The following is a 20,979-nucleotide window of genomic DNA, read 5'->3' as shown; positions in this document are numbered from 1 at the left end:
CTCACCTCTTCACCATGAGTGCAACGATACGGATCGTCGCCTGATTGCTTTCTGAACTCGATGAGTTGACCGTTATCGTGGTATTTCCCACCCCGGCGTTGCCCACCGCCACAGCGGTCAACGGCAGACTCGTGTACTCCAAGGGCTGGGTGCCTTCCCCACTGCCGCTCTGCCAGACGGTATGCGAGCCCGCCGCCGCCTCCACCAACGCGCCGTTCACGTAGATCCGCAAAGTCGACGCGCGCCCGGCATAGCCGGACCGGTATGCAATCACGACGACCGGTCCTGCCACATTGCTGTTGATGACGACGGTTCCTGAGGCATTTCCCGTCCACGACGTGGGAATCGTCACCGCATTGCCCGCGATCGACAGCGTATCGACCTGCGCATCACGGATATGCGCCCGCGAGATGTACGCCGTACCCAGATTCGCCAGCTTGGCCGTCAACGCATTCGCCTCCAGGCGATCCACGTTGATATACCCCGCGTCGATCTTGCCCGCATCCAGGCTGCGGATCATTGCATTGGTGATCCGCCCCGTACCGATGACCGCATCATTGATGAACGTCTGCCCGTTCTCGATCACGAACGGCGTCGTGGTCGCGCCGTTCGCCAGGTTCAACAACGCCAACCGGTCTGCCAGGAAATACACCGAGGTCTGCATGCTCCCATCGGGCTGGGAGTAGGCCCCCAATGACATGCCAGCAGCGTAGGTCTTGCCGTCCTTGGCGACCTGGGCCTTGATGCTCCAGGTCGCCTTGAGCTTGCCATCGACGCTGACCAGCGCGTCGCGCGTTTCCTGCACCCCCGCTGCGGCGCCGTTGGCGGTCGCCAGCACCGTATCGACGCGCGAAGACAGCGCCCCGTCCGCGTCGGCCCGCTTGGTCTCCTCCGCCGTGATCGCGGCACGGGTTTCGTCCAGGCCGGTCGTCAGGCCGTCGATGGTGCCCGTGAGTTCCTTGGCCAGCTCGTCGCGGCTGATCTTGCCGTTCAGGTATTCCAGGATCTCGCTGGCTTCCCAGCTGGATTCGCCCATCACGCCCTGGTCGGCCGGATACCACGCGCCGATCTCGCCGTTCAGGGCGACGATGCGACCCCAGAAGTAGAAGCGCTTGCCGGCCGACAGCCCCATCAGGGTATGGGCGCTCTGCGGGAACGCGAAGTCGCCCAGCTTGATGGCGCTGGCACGGTCATTGGACGCGCTGTACCAGATCTCGGTGCGCTGCGCCGTGAAACGTCCTTCCGGAAAGGCCCAGCGCAGGTCGATGCCGAACACCAGGGATTTGGTGGCCAGCAGCGCCAGCGCCGGCGGCGGCGCGATGTCCCCTTCAAGCATCGTCTCGGTGGAGTTGACCCACACCGACGAGATGTCCGACACGTTGATCGCGCGCACCCGGGCCACGTAGGCGCCGGCGCGGATGTCCGGCAGCTCCAGGGTCTGCGCGCCGGTGCGGCCCGCTTCGACCCAGTCGGAGTTGTCGCGGCGCCATTGCACCTGGTAGGCCACGGCCGACGGCGCCGCGTCCCAGCTGATGACGCCGACGTGCCGCGCCATGCCCTGGTCGATCACCGAGCGCGAAGCCAGGCGGATGTTCACCGGCGCCGGCTGCACCGACGGCGGCACGACCGTGATCGGCTTGGGATCGAGACGCGTGCCGAAGTCGACGTTGTCGAACTTGCCGGGCTCATGCTGCACGGCGGCGATCTCGGCCACCAGGCCTTCCTTGCGCTTGACGCTCAACACGCGGAACGTCTGCGCCGACAGGGCCTCGGATTCCAGCGTCCACACGCACTCGGCTTGCGGCGCCTGAGAGAAAGGCGTGGTGACCGTGATGTGCAGTACCGTGCCGGGCAGGCCGACCAGGTCGGCGGTCAGCTCGGTCGAATCCACGGTGAACACGGTATTGTCCACGGTCAGGCCGGTGCCCACCGCGGTCGCCACCAGCCGCGTTTCCGACAGGCCGTTGGGCAGGTTGACGGTCAGGCGGTCGCCCGGCCGCACGCCCAGTTCGGCATCCACCGTGACCTGCGTCGCCGAGCCCTCGCGGATGCGGCCGCCGATGCGGCGGCCCGCCAGGTGCTGGTCCGCCACGCGGATCACGCTGCCCGGCCGCACGCGGCAGGCATCCAGGCCCACCGCGAACGTCACCGAGCGTGTTTCCATATTGGAGGTCAGCAGCATCCACTTGCCGATCCGGTGCGCCTGGCCGCGCGAAGTGCAACCGAAGCCGGTCACTTCGACCTGCTGGATGCCGTAGCGCGCGATGCCCTCTCGGTTCTCGACGTACTCGACCTTCTGGCGGCCCATTTCCGACATGTCGTTCCAGGACACCAGCGCCACGGTGTAGCGCGTGGTCAGCGGCGAGCCGACATAGTTGAAGCGGCCGTCGACCACGTTGGCCGACGAGAAGGTGTAGACCGGATCGCCCGGCATGTCGGCCGAAGCGAACACGGCGGCGTTGGCCCAATAGGCCATGCCACGGAAGATGGAGGCGAAGTCCTGCACCACCCGGTAGGCGTCGGCCGCCTGCTGCAGGTAGACGTTGCAGGTGAAACGCGGCTCCTTGCCGCCGAAGCCGTCGTCGACCATCTCGTCGCAATAGCGGCCGATCTGGTACAGGCCCCACTTGTCCAGCCAGCCGGCCGGCACGCGCGTGCCCAGGCCGTAGCGATCGTTGCTGATGAGGTCGTGGAACACCCAGGCCGGGTTGTTGGTCCAGGCCAGCTTGAACGTGCCGTCCCACACGCCGTCATAGCGGCGCAGGTCCGGATGATAGTTGGACGGCACCCGGATGATGCGACCGCGCACGTGGTACGCGCGGGTGGGAATGCTCTGGAACTGCGACGCGTCGATCTTGATGCCCACCAGCGCCGACATCGGATAGCGCAACTTGGCGTCGACGATCTCGGTGACCGTGTCCACCACGGTGCGATCCGAGATGGTGTTGCTGTTGGCGTTGGGCGTGATTCGGCGCACGCGCACGGTCCAGCCCTGGCGCGCGCGCGGCAGCTCGATGCGGTGCGAGCGCGTGTAGCGCTGGGTGGTCTTGCCGTCGAATGCGGTCGACAGCACCGTCTGGTAGCCGGCGCCATCGGTGTTCAGCTCGATCACGTACTCGACGCGGTAGCCGTTGATGTCGCCGTTCTTGGTGTCCGCGCGGCTCAGGCCTTCGGCCGCCAGCGTGACCCGCACGGCCGAGGCCTGCAGGTTGGTGAACAGGCGCGTCCACGGCTGGCTCGACTTGAGTTCTGCGCTGATGCCGATGGTGCTTTCCGACGCGGGAAACCCGGGCAACGGCTCCTGCAACTGCGTGCCGGTGCGAAAGTCGATCGACGCACCGGTGAAGTTCAGCGAGCCGTCCTCGTTGGCCACGGGCGTGCCGTTCAGGTAGACGTCGCGCAGCGCGTTGTCCATGCCGTGCACGGGGCCATAGATCTCGCCTTCGCCCAGCAGGTCGATGACGCGCGCGTAGGCGGTGCTGTGCAGGCTGTCGGGCGATTCCACCGGCGTGCGACCGCCGCCGCCGCCCTTGCCCTTGTGGCCGACAAGCCCCTGGCCCTCGGCCTGCGGCTTGCCGCCAAAAGAAAAGGCGCCCGCAGGCGCCCTGTTCCTGATGCGATGTCGTTGTTTCATACCTGGTCTTCCGAATAGATACCCGCGGAGATCGTGGCGCTGCCGACGAACATTTCCCCGTACAGCAGCGGCACGGGATTGCCCTGCGCCATGGTGTTGACGGGCCCGTTGAAGTTGTAGGACGCGCCGTTTTCCGGGCGGTCCTTGGCGCTGAGCAGCCGTTGCTGCGGCGACAGCATCTGCGCGACGCCGCCCAGCATCATCGACAGGCCCAGCGTCGCCGTGGCCTGAACCAGGCCGCCCGCCGAGAATGCCGCCGCCAGGCCCCCGCTATAGATCGCCGCCGCGGCGATCAACGCCGCTCCCAGCACCGTCTGGAACAAGCCGCCGTTCTTGGCGCCCGCCAGGACCGGCGCGATGCGGATGGCGTCCGCGCCCACTGGATACCGCAGCTCGTCTTCCGACAGATTGCGACGGCCGGCGAAGCAGGCAAAGCGCACGCCCCGCCGCTCGCTGTCCGCGACCGCGCGCTCGAAGCCCGGCAGCAGCGCGCACAGCGCCCGCACCGCCTCGGCGGGACTGGCCACGGCCAGACGGTGCTCCCGGCCGAAGCGCGCGCCCAGCCAGCCGTATAGTCGGACCACTCGTGTCCTGTCATTCATGTCTTTTCTCCATGGCGCAACACCACCCGCGTGGCCTCGCGCCAGAACCCGCCGTACACGACCCGCTCGGAGTCGCGCCCATACAGGTGATGCAGCATCGCGTCCGGCAGCGGAAACAGTTCCGGCGCCTCGCGCAGCGGCTGGGCGCCGAGGAAGACGCCCGCATGGTTGGCGCGGTCCGAACGCACCTGCATCACCACCACGTCGCCCGGCGCCAACGCTTCATGCGAATGCAAGGGGCGAAAGCCCGCCTCGGCGTAGTGATCCATGTACAGATCGCCGGCGCGGCCGGGCTCCCACCAGCCGTCCTCGCGCGGGAAATCCGGCAGCGCGATGCCGCGTTCGCGCGCATACCAGTCACGCACCAGCGAATAGCAATCGAGTACGCCGTGCGCGAACTGCCGCCCCAGCAACGGCGCCTGGAAGCCCTCCGGCGTAAAGCCGCGGATCTCGCCGGCCTTGACCTTGCCATCGAGATCCTTGGCCACGGCGACGATGTACCAGGGCAGGCCGGACGCCTCGCAGGCCACCCGGTCCGCCTCGCTGGGCAGCGCCGTCGCGTCCGGGTGCGAGTGCACCACGGCCGTGATCCGGCCGCTTTCCTCGGCCGCCGCGTAATCCTGCGCGGACATGACGAAATGCTCTTCGCTGGCCGCGGTGTTGCGGCACGGCACATACCATTCGCGCCGGCCCGCCTTGACCACCAGCCCGCAGCATTCCTGCGGATACGTCGCCACGCCATGGTCGCGGATGGCCTGCATCGTGCGTTTGAGCATGCCTATCCCCTGACCAGGTCGGCGGACGGGAAGCCGCCGAAGTTGATGACTTCGTATTCGCCAAAGCGCTTCTTGCAGTCGGACATCAGGCCCGAGCAACGGTCCAGCGTCGGATCGCTGACCGGCTTGCCATCCAGGTCGAACATGCGGCTGCCGGTGTAGCCGCAATAGGGGCCGCGATAGCCGCCCTTGCGCAGCCAGGAGCAGACGCCGGCGATGATCGGCCGGTCGGGCAGCTTCTGGCCGTTGAAATCCAGCGCGCTGGACAGCGAGAACTCCACCACTTCGGCGGTTTCCGCGATCTTCTGCTGGACGATCCAGATCTCGGGCGGCAGTTCTTCCTGCGGATCCGCGGTGGGGTTGCCCCCGGCGAAGTTGACGGCATCCAGGTATTTGCCGAGCGTGCGGCGCACGGCCACGCGCGCACCCACCAGATCGTCCAGATGGATGCACAGGGCGGATATCACGCCAACGACGGGCTGGCTTTTTTCGTCCTGCCCGATATTGCCCACCGACAGCGTGGGCGAGGGTTGCTGCCCTTCGCCCACCTGCTCGAAGCCTTCGGCCCGGATGGCCCAGGGGTCGTACTGCTGCCCTTGCCACCAGATCGGACCGACCTGGGTGTAGCCGTGAAAGCGCAGGACCTGTCCGCCGATTTCCGTTGCATCCAGTTCGAACAGCTCGACCAGCGCCCCCACTTCCAGTTTTTGTACGTCTGAGTAGATTCCCATTGTCATTGCTCCGTAGCCGAACGCGACGTCGAGCCGGCCAAGCCGTCCCCGCCGCGCAGGCGTTCGACCTGGCCTGCCAGGTCTTCGATGCGCCGGTTCATTTCCTGCAGGGCGCCCACCAGGCGCGCAACCAGTTTGGAACTGTCGACACCCTGCAGCTTCATGCGCGGCGCGCCGCCGTGGCTGTCGGCCATGACGGCGTCCTTTTCACCGGACACGGCCAATGGCGCCACCTCCTGCAATTCGTGCGCGATGAAACCGTCCTGCGCGCTGTCGTCCATCACCATCCTGAACGTGCGCGGCCGCATCTTCAGCACCGACCGCAAGGCCCAGGCCCCGTCCATGTCCTCGATGTCGTACTTCACCCGGTAGTCCGAGGTGGTGTTGTAGGACGTCGCCGATGGCGACGTCTGGATCGTGCCCACCAGGCCGCCCGCGGCGTTGGTGAACACGATGGCCGAGGTGTGGTCCGCCTGCGGGCTGTACAGCGTGCCGAAGCGGCTGCCGCCGCCTTCGAAATTGATGGCCTGGCGCACCAGGTAGTTGCGGCTGTACTCCGCTCCCAGCACCCAGGTGGCCGCGGTGTTGATGCGGCCGCAGTCGTAGCCGATGACCTCGAAGATCAACGGCTGGTAGGCGCCGGCGCCCGTTCTCCCGCTGGTGATGTACGCACCCGAGGGAAAACATTGGAACGACAGCACGCTGGCGTTGGCGCCCGTGTCCTGCCACACGTTCACGCGGCTGCCCGCCGCCGCGGTGCCCGGCGCCACATTCAGGTTGCCGGTGCCGGAGGTGCTCTGGATGACACCCCCCGCATTGGGCCCGAATCCCGTCGCCCCGCGGACTTTCCAGCTCGCCGAATCGAATGCCAGGTCCTGCGCGATGGCGGCGTCGAACCTCGCGTAGGCCGTGCCGTTCCAGCGATGCCACCCCGCGCCATCGACATAGATGTCGCCACAATCCGCGGTGGGCATCTGCAAGGTGTTGCTCCAGCTGCCCACGGCGCGCCACGCCTGCCAGGTATCGGTGGCGGTATTGCCATGCCGGACGTAGGTGCGCGGCTTCTGCCCGGTGAAGAGCACGGACAATTCCTGGCAGACGATGCCGGCCGACAGCCAGTAGACGTTCATGTAACCCGCATTGAAGGCGCCACTGGGCGGCCAGTTCGAACCGGCCGACATGGGCGTGCCCGCGCTCCAGGTGTAGAACGTGTTGTCGGCCACCAGGGTGTTGGCGTCCGTCCCCGCGGTCAGGTAGACGTGGGTCATCGCCTGGTCCACGCGCGCCTGTTCGAACCAGGCGCCCCAGGTCGCGACGCCGGCGCTCTGGAAACGGTTGCGGATGAACTTGCGTGGATTCGCCAGCGTATAGGTCGTGTATTCCTGGTACACCGCGTTATTGCTGCCGGTGCCGAACCTGACCGACAGGAGTCCCGCCAGCGGCGTGGGATAGTTCGCCCCCGCGGCGGCGGCCGCATTCGTGTTCTGGCTATAGTCGCCAGGCGTCGCATAGGCGTTCAGGTCGTCGGCGGCGCCCAGCGGCCGCGCGTTCACGCCCGGGATCTGGCCCTGCGGCACTTTGCCCGCATTGTCCAAGGTCGCGATGCCGCCCGGCGCCGCCAGTTGCGCGGAATCGACGCTGGCCACCCAGGGCGACCATGTCCCCGTGATCAACGAGCGGTTGTAGACCTTGTTGCCGTTGCCGGCGTAGTAGACCTGGCACACGCCGGAGGTGACGGTGACGCCGCCCAGCTGCGCCGCCGACATGACCAGCAGGTAGCCCGACTGCCCGAGGGGAAAATTCGTTCCTCCCGCCGCGATCGCGGAGGTCGGCACCGCCCACAGTCCGCGCTGCGTATACCCGTTCAAGTCCTGGCCGGCGGGCATCGAACCCGCGTAAGACACCACGCTGGAGACGTCGGCAAGCTCTTTCCAGGCCGACCAGGTTGCGGACGCCACCCGCACGCGCCAGAACCGCTGCATGGCGGCCGCCACGTTGGTGCGCGTGGTGTAGACCTGCACCACCGGCGTGCCGGTGGCCGTGACTTCCAGGAAGCCGACGTTGGCCGCCGGATAGTTGGCCCCAGCCGTGGCGCCGGCAATGGCCGCTTGGTAGAACGATCCCGGCGTGACGTAATCGTTCAGGTCGTGCGCCGCGGTTGGCAGCACGGCCGAGAACGCCGCCGGTAATTGCGCGGCGGGCACTTTGCCGTTCGCATCCAGGGTGGCAAGGCCGTTGGCCGCGCCCTTCTGCGACAGCGCGGGCAACTCCTGCCAGCTCGCCCAGACGCCGCCATAGAATGACCGCCAGAAGCGGCGCGAGTACGCGCCGGATCGATACTGCGTGTACTCCTGATAGACGAATAGGCCGTCCGCGGAGGCCGACACTTCCAGCAGGCCAGCCAGGGCAATCGGGTAATTGCTGCCCGTCTGGGCGTTGGCGTTGGCGCTCTGGTGGTACCGCCCCGGGGCCGTGAGGGTGTTCAGATCCACGGCCGGGCCCAGAGACGATGCGTCCCACCTGCCCGCCAGATCCGACCGCACCTCGGTGAAGTTCTCGTTGACCTTCTGCATCGCCACGCGCAGCGGGTCACCTGTCTTGTCGTTGTCGGTCTTGCCGACGTTGATGGGTTGTATCGTCGCCATGGATGTCAGGGCCTGAAAACTTGTTGGAAGGTCACGGCCAGCGAGTACATCTCGCCGCCCATTGCGGTCAGGTCGTAATCGGCCGCGGTGTAGTACCCGGGCTCGCCCAACGGCGGCTGCCATTGGAATCCGCGATAGCCCTGGTGCCGGTCCAGGAATGCCACGATCGGTCCGATCTGCCCCGCCGACCCCGAGAACTGCAGGGGCCAGGTGGCCACTTTGTTGTTGATGCCATCGGCCGCGGTCTGGCCGTAGCCGTCGCCGAATTGCGCGCTCAACACGCGGAACTTGGTTCGCCCCTGCGGATTGATGCGCGGCGACCAGTTGAAGATCTCGACTGCCATGGTCATGCCCCCGCTAAACGGTTGTTGTTGGCTTGCCAGGCCAGACCGCCCTGGCGATACGATTGCGTCATGCGGCGGTCGACCAGTTGCGTGACGTATTCGCCGATCTGCTGGCCGAATTGCTTCCAGCCGCCCTCGCCCGACTCGGTCGAGGAACTGACGTTGCCGTCCTGCACGTAGACGTTGACGGACACTCCGCCGGCCGTCTGGCCGCCGTCGCCGCCCACGTTCGGGAAGGCCGCGCGGATGCCGAGCGAGCCGTCGGCGCCGCGGTGCAGCGGCATGATGGCCTCGGGACCGGCTTCGCCCATGACGCCCATGGGGAAGGCGACGGGGCTGGAGACCATGCCGTTGGTGAAGGCGCCGCCTTTGGCGAACACGGGAAACGCCTCGGCCACCGACGGCACGATGGCGCTGCCGGCGCTGCTGGCGCCCCCCGAGCCGAACAGGCCGGCAATGAAGCCCCCCGCCTGGCCGATCCAGCCGCCCAGGCCGCCCGAACCCGACATGAATCCCTTGCCCAGCAACGTCTCCATGAGCTGGGCGGAGGCCGCGGATGTCACCATCTTGGCCACGTTGTTCAGGAACGACAGCCCCATCTTGTCGAATTTCTCGGAGACGAAGTCATACATCTTGGTGCCCAGGATGTCCTGGATCTTGCCCGCCCCGTTGCGCGCGGATTCGAGCAACTTGTCGTTCACCTTCGCCATGAAGTCGCCGTCCTTGTCGACGAGCCCGAGATCGCGCCGCCCCTTGTCGTACTTTTCCTGGCTCAGCGTGCCGTCCCGCAACGCGTCATCGAGCGCCCATTGCTTCTGGGTCTTTTCCCGCCTGGCTTCAGCATCGGGATCTTCGAGATTCTCGATGTAGGCGCGCATCTTCGTCTGGTCGCGCAGCCGGTCGAGATCCCACGCGGCGGTCGTCAGGCGGTACTTGTCGCCGGGACTCTCGTTCGCGAACCGGCCGGCTTCGGTTTCGTACTCCATCTTCGCGGTTTCGGATGTCCGGCCCAGCATCCCACCGGTCTTTTTCATTTCCGCCAACGCCTGCTCGACCGCTTCCGACCGGATCGCCTGCGCATGCTTGTTCAGCGCGTCCGTCGACTTCTTCTTGCCGTCGGTGCCCTTGTCGGTGGTGTCGTTGCTTTTCTGGCACGTGGTCGCGGCCTTCGCAACAGCGCTCTCCCACGCCCGCCGGGCCGTTGCATTGCGATTGAGCTCGACGGTGTTCTGTCTGAGTGCCCTGTTTTCCGCCTCGATGCTCGCGGCGTTGTTGTTGTTTGCCATGGTCCTATACCTCTCATAGATCCGCTTCCGGCCCGCTTGCGCGGGCCGGACACGTCGTCAAGACCCCTTCTTGACCTTCGACATCAGGAACGCCTTCAACGCGTCCGCCCCCGCCTCGGCGGGAGGTTCCTCGTCTTGCGCGCCCCAGCGCACCAGCATGTCGGTGGCGCGCACCTTGGCGCCCGCCGCCTGCGCCACCGTGGCGGCCAAACTGGCCGTGAGCACGTCGGCGCGTTCGTCTCCCAACGGAGACGTGCGGTCCCACTCGCGCCACAGCGACACTTCATGGGTGTCGATGGTGTCCATCAACTCGCCCAGCGTGCGCCCCAGTCGAAGCGCCAGGACCATCAGGAAACGGAGGTCTGGCGTTTCCTGGAGGGCTTTTTTGCGCGCTCCGGCGCGCCCTCCCCGAGGTTGCCCAGCTCGATCGCCTTGGCCACCAGCGTGGCGTGCGCCAGCCCGTAGGCCGCGGCCACCACGGCGACGTCCTCGTCGCCGAAGACGCGCCGCGGCCCCTGCTCGGTCTGCTCGAACAGCGTGCGCACCAGCAGGCTGGCCGAGGCGTGGGTGTAGTCCACGCCCGGCGCGTCCAGCTTGGCGCGCACAACCTCGTTGTCCTCGCCCGGCACCACGCCCGCGGCCGCCCAGATCGCGCGGATGTGGAACAGGTGGTCGCCGGCGCTGGGCGCGCGCACGATGACGCGCGCGTCCTGCCATTGCGGCACGGTCACGGTTTCGTGGGCGAAGCCGGCCAGCGGATCGACCGCCAGGCCGCGCAGGCCCGCGGCGCGGGCAGAGGAATTGATCGACGTGTCCGTCATGGCGTTCAGCCCCCGTTGGCGGGCGCGTCGGTCATCTTGACGGCGCCGGTGACGCGCACGTTGAACGTGGCGGACACGACGTTGTCCAGCTGGCCCTGCCACTGGTATTGCGTCACCAGGCCGAGGAACTCGAACTTGGCGCCGTCGGCGAAGGTCACGCGGAAGGCGCGGGTCTTCTTGTCGCTGCGCGCGGCCACCAGCGCCTTCTGGGCGGGATCGCCGGCCTTCCAGTTGCCGGCCATGCTGAAGGTGCCGCTGTCGTCCAGGCCCAGGGCGTATTCCTTGGCGGTGGACTTGAGCACGGTGACGTCGATCTCGGTGGTCTGGCCGCCCTGGAAGTTCGGGTCCTTGATGGTGATGGCCAGATCGGCGTAGCTCAGGCCGGCGGCGCCCAGGTCTTCGGTGGCCGTGGTCGACACTTCCAGCTGGGTGCCCTGGGTTTGAACGAATTGCGAAACGGTAGTACCTGCCATTGCAGACTCCAAAAAAAAAGCCCGCCAGGGGCGGGCAACATCGGCGTTTCCGGGAATCCGGAGCGGCCATGAAAAAGCCCCGCGGCAATTGCCGAGGGGCTTGGTCGGTACGTTCAGATTTCTTCGGGCGCAACTTGGCCCGACGAATCAATTATGCGGACGTGGCCCGCGCGCCGCAAGCTTTTGCGCGATCGGCGTGTCGCAGTTGCGGCGCCGTCACCAGCCCGCGCCGGCGCAACGCCGGCAGCAGTGCGACCTTGGCTTCCTGGTACGCGGCGTGCTGCTGCTCGGGCGTCAGGCGCGGGTTGCTGAAGACGCGGGCGCCGGCCGCGCGGTTGCCGGCGTGCACGCCGATCGCGGAGCGCTGCTGCCACGGCAACTCGTCGATACACAACTCGGTCTGCTCGCCGCGCGCGGCGGCCAGGCGAGCGTCGACGTCTTCATCGTCATAGGCCTCGTTGGCCGTCATGCCGCGCGCGAACGCCGAGACCCGGCCAACGCCCAGCGCGGGCCGGTAGCCCCGGCTCCAGTGGTACCACTCCATGATCAGCGCTTCGACCTGATCCGATTCTTCCCGCGTCATGCTCTGCCCCTTCTGGTTCTGGCCCTGCGCCGCCTGCGGCCGGCCGGCGCGTTCCGCCGGCCGCGACGCGAAGGAGCGCGCGATAGCGGCGCCCGCCTGCGATGCCGCCGCGACCCAGCCCTGCGGTGCCTGCAATGCCATGTTTCCTGCCTGATTCATTTGCCGCTCCTTGCCGTTGAGTTCGATGCCGGTGTCCGTCGCTGGCGGACGCTGCCGGGGTGGCGCCGCCCGGGCGCCGGTGTTGCGGAGCGCCCTTGCGGCGGTCCGGATGGATGAGGGAGAGAAGCCCTTTGGTAGCGATACGCTACCCACGCTTCCGTCTGATAACAGCACACGTTTTGGGTAATCCATGGGTAAGATTCTACAAATGTATAATCCGATTTTCAACACTTGTTGTTGCACAATTTTCCACAACTGTTTAGCGTTGACACCATGGCTCTCGGAAAACAAATCAGGCGCTACCGCGCCGCTCTCGGTCTTACCCTGGAACAGCTGGAAGCGCGCACGGGCGTGGGCGTGGGCACCATCGCCGCGCTCGAGGGGCGCGACAGCGAACGCTCCAAGTACGCGGCCCGCCTGGCGGCCGGATTGGGGCTGTCACTCGAGCAATTGCTGGACGAGTCGGCGCAGTACCCGCCGGACATCGTGCTGGCCGATGCCGGCGGTGGCGACACCCCGCGCAGGGACCACGGCGCGGGCGACGATCTGCGCATCCCCCGTTTCGATACCGGCGGCGCCATGGGCGCGGGCGTCGAATTGCGCGACCAGCCCGGCGTGATCCAGAGCCTGCGCGTCAGCCAGGAATGGCTGCACAAGAACCTGCGCCACTACACCGCGGCCGCCAACCTGTGCGTGGTGACGGGTTTCGGCGACAGCATGCGGCCCATGTACAACCCGGGCGATCCGCTGCTGGTGGACCTGGGCGTGGTCAAGGCCGAGGTCGACGGCGTGTTCTTCTTTCGCGTCGGCAACGAGGGCTTCATCAAGCGCCTGCAACGCATTCCCAGCGCCCAGGGCCTGCTGATCCGCGCCAAGTCCGAGAACACCAAATACGATGCCTGGGACATCACCGAAGACATGGACCTGCAGATTTTCGGGCGCGTGCTGAAGGTGTGGCGCAGCGAGGATCTCTGACGCCGCGCGGCGGAATCAAGCCACCCGCAGACGCGCGCCGGCAAGATCGCAACGGCCTTGCCCGGCGCCGCCCGAGCGGATGCTACAGCCCGACGCGCTGCGGTTGCGGCGATTGCCAGCTGCCGTCCAGCAAGGCCGGCTTGGGCCAGTAATAGCGCAGCGTGATCGTGAACGACCCCGCCGGCGCCGGCAGCCAGTTGGCCTCGCCGCCCTTGCCGGGCGTCTGGGGCTGGATGTGCAGCGTCAGCCCGCCATCGCGATCGCGCTTGAGCGCGGGCAGCATGGACGAATCGACCAGCGTGCGTCGGGCCGCGTGAGGCGCCTGCGTGGCCCCGGCCGGGCGCTGCAGCGTCACCGACCAGAACGCATTGACCGGCGGCAAAGCGCGCGGCGCGAACCGCAGCGTATACGGCTGGGCGCCATCCAGCGGCTGGCCCGCGGCGTCGGTGGCCAGCACCGCCGTGATCGATTCCTCGCGGCTGTCCGTGCCCAGGCCGACCTGCGCGCCGGTGGCGCGCGCCAGGTAGTCGTTGCCAAGCGTGCGGCGGTCGCCGAACAGCGTATCGGCCTTGCCGTCCAGCGCCAGGCGGCGCTTGTCGATCTCGTTCTGGCCATCGTGCATGCCTTCCTGCATGACCTGGCGCAGGCGCGGATTGCTGCGGTCGGTGACCGCTGGCGCGTCGGGCCGGATGCGCATGCTGTCGAGACGCTTGCGCAGCGTCTTCTCGCTGTGCGCCACCGGCGCGAACTGCAGCAGGAATCCCAGCTGGTTGTAGTACTCGAGCGAGGTGCGCATCTGCGCGGACGGTTCGGGCGCCAGCCACTCCACCGTGGCCGGCGTGGGCGGCGCCTTCTTCAGGTAGGCCGAGAGCGTCTGGATGCGGTAGCCGGCCTCGATGCGCTTGACGTTGGCCTGGTCCGAGGCCGAGAAGCGCTGGATGCGCCCCGCCAGGCTCACCAGCTCGGTCTCGGCGCGGATCACCGTGGCCATGCCCTTGGGCGCGGCGCCGTTCCAGCGCGGCCCCGCCACCAGATACTTGCCGCCGCCATTGCCCGTGGCGCGGCTGCCAATATAGGCAAAGTTGTAGCCATACAGGTCGGTCAGCCGCAAGGCGTGGTAGCGCCTGGCCTCCATCGGCGGCACGCTGATGACGACGGGCTCGGCGCGCAGGTCCAGCACGGCGGAGAACTGCGGCGCGTCGTCCGGCGCGGGCTCGGCGCGGCCGAGGGTGTTGAACGGCCCGCGGTAATGGGGATTGCCCCGGTCGATGCTGGCGGCGTACATGGCCTGGTAGCTGGCCACCATGGGATAGCCGTAGACATAGGCTTCCTTGGCGATGCGGCGCGCCTCGGGCGCTGACACGCCATCGATGCCGACGTACTGCGCCCCCGTCGCCGCATCGGACGAGGTGAAACTGCAGCCGGCCGCGCCGGTGCACAACGTCAGGACAAGCAGGCCGCGAACATAGCGGGTCGATCGAGCGCCAGCGGGGCGTATGCGCATTCCATGCTCCAACACGGGAAGCGGTTGGCAACGCCCGGATGGCGGCGGCGTCGCGACAAAAACAGTCGCACAAATTCTGGCACATTTCACCACGCTCGGGATAGCGCGCGCGGATGACGACCCGACTTTGCGCAAACCGCCCAGGCGCATGGCGCCTGGCACGCAACGCGAATCGGTGATTCAGTCCGGCAAATGCAGGGCTTGCAGCTGGCGCGGCGCAATCGGCGTGATCGCGCTTTCGCTGGCGGAGGCGTCGGTGGTCAGGTGCTGGATCAGGTCGAGCGTGGTCGAGCGGCGGGTCAGCATCAGGCAGGTGACTTCCGCGTCCGCCACGCGCGTGGCATGCCAACAGCCGGGGCGCATGCAGACGCCTTGCCCGGGATCGACGCGAAACGCCGCCAGCGTGGCCAAGTCGGGGCTGCCATCGGCCGCGCTGCGGGCCACCACCTGGATGATGGCGCCGGTCAGCGGCACGATCGCCTGCTGCGTCAGCAGGTGCTTTTCCAGGCTGGCGACCTCGGGCGAGGCGCTACGGTAGTTGACCCACAGCACCTCCGCGTCACCGCCGGCCCCGGTGTTGAAGACGTGTTCCTGCCAGAAGTCGGTGGCGGCGTTGCTGAACAGCGGCACGCCGTTGCCCTGCGGGATCGGCTTGCCGAGCATCCAGCCATAGGACGCGAAGGCATCGGCGGTCAGGTCGTATACGGGCAATGCGGCAACGCTGGTCATGTCTCGTCCTTGGCGGATGGGGCGGCAGCGGTGCGCTTGGGGAATTCGGCGGCGTAGTCGAAGTCGCCGCGCGCGATCGCCGCCAGGATGGCGGTGCGCCGTTCGGCGGCGCGCTTGAGGTTGGCGGCGGTCGGCTTGACGCGGATGCGCTCCACGCAATGGCGGCCCTGGTAGAAGAAACCGATCTCGATGGACGATTCGGATGCCGGACGGACGCCGTCGAATCCCTTGCTCATGCCGACACCTACGCCGGATGCGAGCCGGCGCCCCCTGGAAAGACCCGGATTATCGCAGTTTTTCGACTATTCCAGCCGCTTCGCCGCCCTTTTCGTGAGCCGCCTGGCTGGCCAGCGCCAGCCTGCGCCAATTGCGGCTGGCGTAGGCATGGGCCTGGCGCAGCCCCGCCCACAAGCCCAGGCGCTTGGCCCAGCGCCAGCGGCCGGCGGCCTCGAATTGCGTGGTCCGGCGCACCTCGGTGCCCTGGCCGGGCAACGGCGTCAATTCGAAGGTATCGACCAGCGTCCCGACCCAGTGGGCGCACCAGACCGTGCTGCGCTGCATCTGGTAGCGCAGGCGCTCGCCGGGCTGCAGGACCAGGATGCGCTGGTCGATGGTGCCGCGATCGGTGGTGCATTGGCGCGTATGGCCCACGGCCGGCGCGCCTTCGAGCACCTTGCAGCTGATCGGCTTGGGCACGCCCAGGCGGAACAGCAAGGGCCGGCTGTCGTCCATGCGCGCATGCAGGAAGTGCGGCCAGATGTGCTGTGGCTCGCACGGGAACAACCAACGCGATTCGATCTGCATGCGGACTCCTGGCCACGATGAGGCGCCGTCGATGCGGCCCTGGACGCTGTTATAACGCCTATTGCCCCCGCTCTGGAGACCGCCATGCCCACTGACCTGTCATCGCAGTACGTCTTCCTGGACGCCACCGGCGACGCCACCCCGCTCGCGGGCGGCGACGCTTTCTGGTCGCAATCGCACGAGGACCTGGCACGCTACGGCCTCGGCTGGCTGGTGTCGGAATACACCTGCGCCCGTGATTGGCCGCAATGGGAGATGCATCCGCAAGCCGACGAGATCGTGCGCCTGATGTCCGGCGTGGCCGAGCTGCACCTGGAGGGCCCCGCCGGCACGCAGGTGGCCAGGCTGCGGGCGGGCGACGCCTACGTGGTGCCGCGCGGCGCGTGGCACACGCTCAAGGTGGTGGAGTCCTGTCGCATCCTGCACATCACCATGGGCGCGGGCACGCAGCACCGGCCGGTCTGAGGCTCGCAAGGCCGCGCAGCGGCACTTGGTGGCGCCCCGCGCCGGTCAGCCCGCCGCGACGGCGGCGCGGATGCGCGGCAGCTCGCGGTCGTCGATGGGCCAATGCAGCACCGCCGCCAGCACGCCCAGCGCCATCGCGCCGATCCAGATCAGGTCGTACGAATGGGTCGCCTCGTACACCACGCCACCCAGCCAGACGCCGAGGAACGACCCCACCTGGTGGCCGAAGAAGACGAAGCCGAACAGCGTGGTGATGTAGCGCACGCCGAACACCTGCGAGATCAGCCCGTTGGTCAGCGGCACCGTGCCCAGCCAGACGAAGCCCATGACCGCCGCGAACACGTACACCGACGCGGGCGACAGCGGCAGCAGGAAGAACAGCGCCATCGCGGCGGTGCGCAGCAGGTAGATGCCGGCCAGCAGATACTTGCGGCGATGGTGCGCGCCCAGGATGCCGCAGACATAGGTGCCGGCGACATTGGCGAGCGCGATGATGGCCAGCGCCGCGACCGCGTCCGCCGCCCGCAGCCCCTTGTCCATCAGGTAGGCCGGCAGGTGCGTGCCGATGAAGGCCAGCTGGAAGCCACAGGCCAGGAAGCCCAGGTTCAGCAGCCAGAAGCCGGGCTGCGCGAAGGCTTCGCGGATCGCCGCGCCCAGCGGCTGGTCGGGAACGGCAGCGACGCCCGCCGCGCGCCGCGAGGTTTCCTTCAGCGGCAACGCCAGCGGCATGGCCACCGCCAGCACCGCCGCGAAGATCAGCAGCGCGCCGACCCAGCCGGAACCGCCGATCAGCCATTGCGCCGCGGGCACCATGGTGAACTGTCCCAGCCCGCCGACCGCGCCGGCCACGCCCAGCGCCCAGCCGCGCCGCTCGGGCGGCACCAGGCGGCTGAGCGCGCCGTAGATGACGGCGAACGCCGTGCCGGAAAGCGCGATGCCGATGCAGATGCCGGCGCTCCACATGAAGGCCGCGGGCGTGGCGGCGTGCGCCATGCCGGCCAGGCCCAAGGCGTAGAACACCAGTCCGCCCAGGATGACCTTGGCCGAGCCGAAGCGGTCGGCGATCATGCCCGTGAACGGCTGCGCCACGCCCCAGGTCAGGTTCTGCACCGCCAGCGCCATGGCGAAGGTTTCGCGCGACCAGCCCCGGTCCATGGTGACCGGCAGCAGGAACAGGCCCTGCACGTGGCGCACACCCAACGCCAGGCCCATGACGATGCCGCCCGCCAGCACCATGAGCCACAGGTTGCGTGACGGGGCGGCGGGGCCGGCCGGAGAAGCGACGGACGATGCGGCGACGGACATGGCGAACCTCGGGCGTGGGACGTCGATCCCGTGCGGATGGATGGATGACGCTATTACAGGGGCGCCCGGGCCGCGCTTCAAGTGATTATTTTTCGCCGGCTGCATGCGCGCCGGGAATGCCAGCCGGCAGCCACAGCGAGAACACCGAACCCTTGCCGGTCGCCGAGCGCAGCGAGATGTCGCCATGCAGCAGGTCCGTCAAGCGGCGCACGATGGCCAGCCCCAGGCCCAACCCCTCGTTGCCCGGCGACGCGGCCGGGCCGCCGGCGCCGCGCGTGAACTCGGTGAAAACGGATTCCCGCAGTTCAGGCGCGATGCCCACGCCGGTGTCCCAGACCTGGATCAGCACGCCGCCGCGCCGCCCGCGCGCCGACAGCAGCACCCAGCCGGCGGGCGTGTACGACAGGGCATTGCCCAGCAGGTTGTCGAGGATGCGGCGCAGCAATGCCGGATCGGTCTGAAGCGCCAGCGAGGTCGGCGCCACCACGAGGCGCAGGCCCCGCGCCCGCGCCTGCGGCTCATAGTCCAGCCGGATGTCGTCGAACAGGGCGTCGAGCGCGACGGCGCGGCGCTCCAGGCGCACCAGGTGCGCGTCCAGGCGCGACACATCCAGCAGGCCGTCCAGCAGGCGGTTCAGCCCGTCGAGCACGCCCTGCTGGCGCCGCGCGACGTGCAGGGCGTCCTGCGGCGTGACGCTGCCCTGCTCGGCGCGGCTGGCCAGGATGTCGGTAAACATGCCGAGCGCGTGCACCGGCTGGCGCAGGTCGTGCCCGGCGGCCGCCAGGAAGCGGGTCTTGGCGCGGTCGGCCTCGGCCACGCGGTCGCGTTCGTGTTCCAGGCTACGTATCAGGGCGCTGTTCTCGAAGCGCAGCGCCACGGTGGTCTTGAGGCTGCGATAGGTGACCGCGCTGAAGTACAGGTTCACCGCCAGCAGGCAGACGCCGAAGGCCGCGTACACCAGGTGCAGCCCGTCGGCCGCCACCAGGCAGGCGGCGATGAATGGCGCCACCATGCCCAGCGCCGATCCCACGTAGGCAGGCGGATAGGCCGACAGCGACGGCACCGCGCCGCTGCACATGCCGGCCAGCATCACGCAGCCGAACGCCAGCAGCAGGTCCTGTCCCGACGCCACCGCCAGCAGCCCCGCCAGCCCCCACAGCAGGCCCGAGGTCCAGGACAGCAGGCAGAAGCCGCGCACCCAGGGCCGCACCGGGCCGGCCGCGCGCCGCAGGAACCGGCGGCAGACGATCACGCGCGCCAGCGTCAGCAGATATACGGCGCCGATCCACGCCGCCAGCACCCCGGCGGTCGCGGCCTCGCGCATGACGTACAGCACCGGCAGCGCGACGGCGAAATTGGCGAACAGGACGCCATAGGATTGCTTGTAGAGCAGCGTGGCCAGCTCGGTCGCGACGGCGTCGGCGACGGGGCCGGCGTGCGGGGCGGCGGTGCCCGGCGGATGGGGCGGGGATAGCGCGGCAGGGGCGGTCATGCGCCTGGATCGGTCCCTATAATGGTGCATCATTCTGACACAAGCCGCGGCGCCCTTACCGCCTTCATGACCCCGACCTCCCCGCCTCCCCTGCTGCGCGTCCTGCTGGCCGATGACCATGGCATCGTGCGCGAGGGCCTGAAGATGGTGCTGAGCCAGGCGGGCGCGATGATCGGCTCGATCGACGAAGCCGCCACCGGCGAGCAGGTGCTGGCGCTGCTGGCCGCGCACGGCGCCGACGTGCTGGTGCTGGACCTGGGCATGCCCGGCGTGGCGGGCTCGGGCTGGGTGCGCGCGCTGCGCGAACGCCATCCCGCCCTGCACATCATGGTGCTGACCGCCAATACCGACGCCCGCAGCCGCCAGGCGATCCTCGACGCCGGCGCCGATGAATACCTGGCCAAGACCGGCAACTCGCGCGAGCTGATGGCCGCGATCCAGCGATTGCACGACGGCCAGGCCGGCCGCCCGGCCCAGCCGCGCTCCACCCACGCGCCGGCGCCGGCCGAGACCCTGACGCGGCGCGAGCAGCAGGTGCTGGCGCTGGCCGCGCAGGGCGCCACCGCCGCGCAGATCGGCGCGGCCCTGCACATCAGCCCGCTGACGGCGCGCAAGCATCGCGAGAACCTGATGCGCAAGCTCGCGCTGCACAGCACCGCCGAACTGGTGGCCTACGCGGTGCGGCTGGGTCTGCCCAGCGCCTGATCCGGACGGCGCCTGCCCGGCGCCTGATCCCGGCGGCGCCTGCCTGAGCGCCGCCCCACGGCGCTGGCCAAAATACGGCACGCGCCGTATTTGCTACCGAATCTTCCAAACGTAGACTGGTTTCGCAGCATCCGCTTTCTCTTTCCGACAGGGCCATGGGAGATCGCGGGGCTGCACCGCACGCCCCCACGCCCCCTCCCCGCGCGGCTTCTCCGGATCGCGCAGGACACGTGCGCGCCCGCCGCGACGCCGCGGGCGTCCCCGTCCACGAGCCGCAGCACCGCCACCATGCCCATCGCCTCCTGTCCGTCCGCCGCCATTCCCTCCTCGCCGCTGGCCGATCCGGTCAGCCAGCTGGTGCGGGACGAATCCGAACGCCTGCGCCGCTTCGTGCTGCGCCAGGTGGGCAACAGCTCCGACGCGGACGAGATCACGCAGCAGGCCTTCGTCGAGATGTCGTCGTGCTACGAGCGCTTCCGCGGCGAGAGCAAGCCGTCGACCTGGCTGTTCGGCATCGCCCGCAACCTCATCCGCAACCACCTGTCGCGCGCGCCCGAACGGCGCTACGCGTTCGTAAGCGAGGACGCCCTGGTCGAGGAACATGACCGCCGCTCGGATCCGGCCGCCCGCACCGAGCTGATGCAGACGCTGCGCATCCTGGACCGGTCGCTGGCCGCCCTGCCGCCCGACCTGGGCGACGTGCTGGTGATGATCTGCGCCGACGGCATGTCGTACGAGGAAGCCGCGGCGCGGCTGGATCTGCCGATCGGCACGGTGCGCAGCCGCCTGTCGCGGGCGCGGTCGCTGCTGCGTTCGCGCATGCGCCAGCAGGGCGCGTGGCTCGACGATTGAGACGCCTGCCGGCGCGCTGTTAACGGTTCGTTTTCTATCGTTACATTTGTCGCTTCTTTGCCTGCTACTGCTGGTTACAGTGCTGCCTTCGTTC

The 20,979-nt window shown here is 68.3% G+C and carries 21 protein-coding genes; 4 read left to right on the top strand and 17 right to left on the bottom strand.

Going from position 1 to position 20,979, the window contains the following annotated elements:
- Nucleotide 1: 1 nt before the first annotated feature.
- The 11 genes from AC1HFW_RS23910 to AC1HFW_RS23860 all read right to left on the bottom strand — a co-directional run bounded on the left by AC1HFW_RS23910 (nucleotide 2) and on the right by AC1HFW_RS23860 (nucleotide 12,054).
- Nucleotides 2-3,634, bottom strand: coding sequence for a TipJ family phage tail tip protein (locus AC1HFW_RS23910; RefSeq protein WP_479285371.1), 3,633 nt, complete (start codon nucleotides 3,632-3,634; stop codon nucleotides 2-4).
- A complete protein-coding gene (locus AC1HFW_RS23905) occupies nucleotides 3,631-4,236 on the bottom strand; it encodes a tail assembly protein (protein WP_035359610.1) in 606 nt (201 codons plus the stop codon). The genes AC1HFW_RS23910 and AC1HFW_RS23905 overlap by 4 nt, the downstream gene beginning before the upstream one ends.
- A complete protein-coding gene (locus tag AC1HFW_RS23900) occupies nucleotides 4,233-5,012 on the bottom strand; it encodes a C40 family peptidase (RefSeq protein ID WP_479285370.1) in 780 nt (259 codons plus the stop codon). The genes AC1HFW_RS23905 and AC1HFW_RS23900 overlap by 4 nt, the downstream gene beginning before the upstream one ends.
- Nucleotides 5,013-5,014: 2 nt before the next feature.
- Nucleotides 5,015-5,743, bottom strand: a complete 729-nt coding sequence (locus tag AC1HFW_RS23895; protein WP_479285369.1) for a phage minor tail protein L — start codon at nucleotides 5,741-5,743, stop codon at nucleotides 5,015-5,017.
- A gap of 2 nt (nucleotides 5,744-5,745) precedes the next feature.
- A complete protein-coding gene (locus tag AC1HFW_RS23890; protein WP_479285368.1) occupies nucleotides 5,746-8,388 on the bottom strand; it encodes a pyocin knob domain-containing S74 family peptidase in 2,643 nt (880 codons plus the stop codon).
- Nucleotides 8,389-8,393: 5 nt separating this feature from the next.
- Nucleotides 8,394-8,732 (bottom strand): phage tail protein, encoded by a 339-nt coding sequence (locus AC1HFW_RS23885; RefSeq protein WP_035361037.1) that lies wholly within the window; start codon nucleotides 8,730-8,732, stop codon nucleotides 8,394-8,396.
- A gap of 2 nt (nucleotides 8,733-8,734) precedes the next feature.
- On the bottom strand, nucleotides 8,735-10,018 hold the full coding sequence (locus AC1HFW_RS23880; RefSeq protein WP_479285367.1) for a phage tail tape measure protein: 1,284 nt from the start codon (nucleotides 10,016-10,018) through the stop codon (nucleotides 8,735-8,737).
- 57 nt (nucleotides 10,019-10,075) lie between these two features.
- The gene (locus AC1HFW_RS23875) at nucleotides 10,076-10,366 is read right to left on the bottom strand and encodes a phage tail assembly protein T (RefSeq protein ID WP_479285366.1); all 291 of its coding nucleotides are present in this window, start codon (nucleotides 10,364-10,366) and stop codon (nucleotides 10,076-10,078) included.
- Nucleotides 10,366-10,839, bottom strand: a complete 474-nt coding sequence (locus AC1HFW_RS23870) for a phage tail assembly chaperone (RefSeq protein ID WP_006391597.1) — start codon at nucleotides 10,837-10,839, stop codon at nucleotides 10,366-10,368. The genes AC1HFW_RS23875 and AC1HFW_RS23870 overlap by 1 nt, the downstream gene beginning before the upstream one ends.
- Before the next feature lie 5 nt (nucleotides 10,840-10,844).
- Nucleotides 10,845-11,312, bottom strand: coding sequence for a phage tail tube protein (locus AC1HFW_RS23865; RefSeq protein WP_006391598.1), 468 nt, complete (start codon nucleotides 11,310-11,312; stop codon nucleotides 10,845-10,847).
- 151 nt (nucleotides 11,313-11,463) lie between these two features.
- On the bottom strand, nucleotides 11,464-12,054 hold the full coding sequence (locus AC1HFW_RS23860) for a hypothetical protein (protein ID WP_081105131.1): 591 nt from the start codon (nucleotides 12,052-12,054) through the stop codon (nucleotides 11,464-11,466).
- Nucleotides 12,055-12,327: 273 nt separating this feature from the next.
- Between AC1HFW_RS23860 and AC1HFW_RS23855 the strand changes: the two genes are divergently transcribed.
- Entirely contained in the window at nucleotides 12,328-13,029 is a 702-nt protein-coding gene (locus AC1HFW_RS23855) for an XRE family transcriptional regulator (protein ID WP_035359612.1), read from the top strand.
- An 82-nt stretch (nucleotides 13,030-13,111) separates the two neighbouring features.
- Here the strand turns inward: AC1HFW_RS23855 and AC1HFW_RS23850 are convergent, their stop codons facing one another.
- The 4 genes from AC1HFW_RS23850 to AC1HFW_RS23835 all read right to left on the bottom strand — a co-directional run bounded on the left by AC1HFW_RS23850 (nucleotide 13,112) and on the right by AC1HFW_RS23835 (nucleotide 16,066).
- Nucleotides 13,112-14,533, bottom strand: coding sequence for a DUF1254 domain-containing protein (locus AC1HFW_RS23850; protein ID WP_479285365.1), 1,422 nt, complete (start codon nucleotides 14,531-14,533; stop codon nucleotides 13,112-13,114).
- A 180-nt stretch (nucleotides 14,534-14,713) separates the two neighbouring features.
- A complete protein-coding gene (locus AC1HFW_RS23845; protein WP_238891590.1) occupies nucleotides 14,714-15,262 on the bottom strand; it encodes an ureidoglycolate lyase in 549 nt (182 codons plus the stop codon).
- Nucleotides 15,259-15,498: an Arm DNA-binding domain-containing protein gene (locus AC1HFW_RS23840; RefSeq protein ID WP_006391603.1), complete on the bottom strand. Its 240-nt coding sequence runs from the start codon at nucleotides 15,496-15,498 to the stop codon at nucleotides 15,259-15,261. Before AC1HFW_RS23840 ends, AC1HFW_RS23845 begins: the two co-directional genes overlap by 4 nt.
- Before the next feature lie 49 nt (nucleotides 15,499-15,547).
- Nucleotides 15,548-16,066: an SRPBCC family protein gene (locus AC1HFW_RS23835; RefSeq protein ID WP_116521056.1), complete on the bottom strand. Its 519-nt coding sequence runs from the start codon at nucleotides 16,064-16,066 to the stop codon at nucleotides 15,548-15,550.
- Between the two features lie 84 nt (nucleotides 16,067-16,150).
- Here AC1HFW_RS23835 and AC1HFW_RS23830 point away from each other — a divergent pair, with 84 nt between their 5' ends.
- Nucleotides 16,151-16,531, top strand: coding sequence for a cupin domain-containing protein (locus AC1HFW_RS23830; protein ID WP_479285364.1), 381 nt, complete (start codon nucleotides 16,151-16,153; stop codon nucleotides 16,529-16,531).
- A gap of 45 nt (nucleotides 16,532-16,576) precedes the next feature.
- Here AC1HFW_RS23830 and AC1HFW_RS23825 read toward each other — a convergent pair whose 3' ends face one another.
- Nucleotides 16,577-17,767 carry an MFS transporter gene (locus AC1HFW_RS23825; RefSeq protein ID WP_006391606.1) on the bottom strand — a complete coding sequence of 397 codons (1,191 nt, stop codon included), beginning with the start codon at nucleotides 17,765-17,767 and terminating at the stop codon, nucleotides 16,577-16,579.
- A gap of 154 nt (nucleotides 17,768-17,921) precedes the next feature.
- Entirely contained in the window at nucleotides 17,922-19,328 is a 1,407-nt protein-coding gene (locus AC1HFW_RS23820) for a sensor histidine kinase (RefSeq protein WP_479285363.1), read from the bottom strand.
- Between the two features lie 66 nt (nucleotides 19,329-19,394).
- On the opposite strand from AC1HFW_RS23820, the gene AC1HFW_RS23815 reads away from it, so the two are divergent.
- Together AC1HFW_RS23815 and AC1HFW_RS23810 are read left to right on the top strand one after the other, a co-directional pair.
- The gene (locus tag AC1HFW_RS23815) at nucleotides 19,395-20,033 is read left to right on the top strand and encodes a response regulator (RefSeq protein ID WP_061073152.1); all 639 of its coding nucleotides are present in this window, start codon (nucleotides 19,395-19,397) and stop codon (nucleotides 20,031-20,033) included.
- Between the two features lie 288 nt (nucleotides 20,034-20,321).
- Complete coding sequence (locus AC1HFW_RS23810) at nucleotides 20,322-20,885, top strand: RNA polymerase sigma factor (RefSeq protein WP_479285362.1); 564 nt, start codon at nucleotides 20,322-20,324, stop codon at nucleotides 20,883-20,885.
- Nucleotides 20,886-20,979: the final 94 nt, after the last annotated feature.

It is taken from the genome of Achromobacter sp. ISS7 (genome assembly GCF_056523125.1).
Note: the sequence above shows the minus strand (reverse complement) of the source record. Positions and strands in the feature narration are given on the sequence as shown.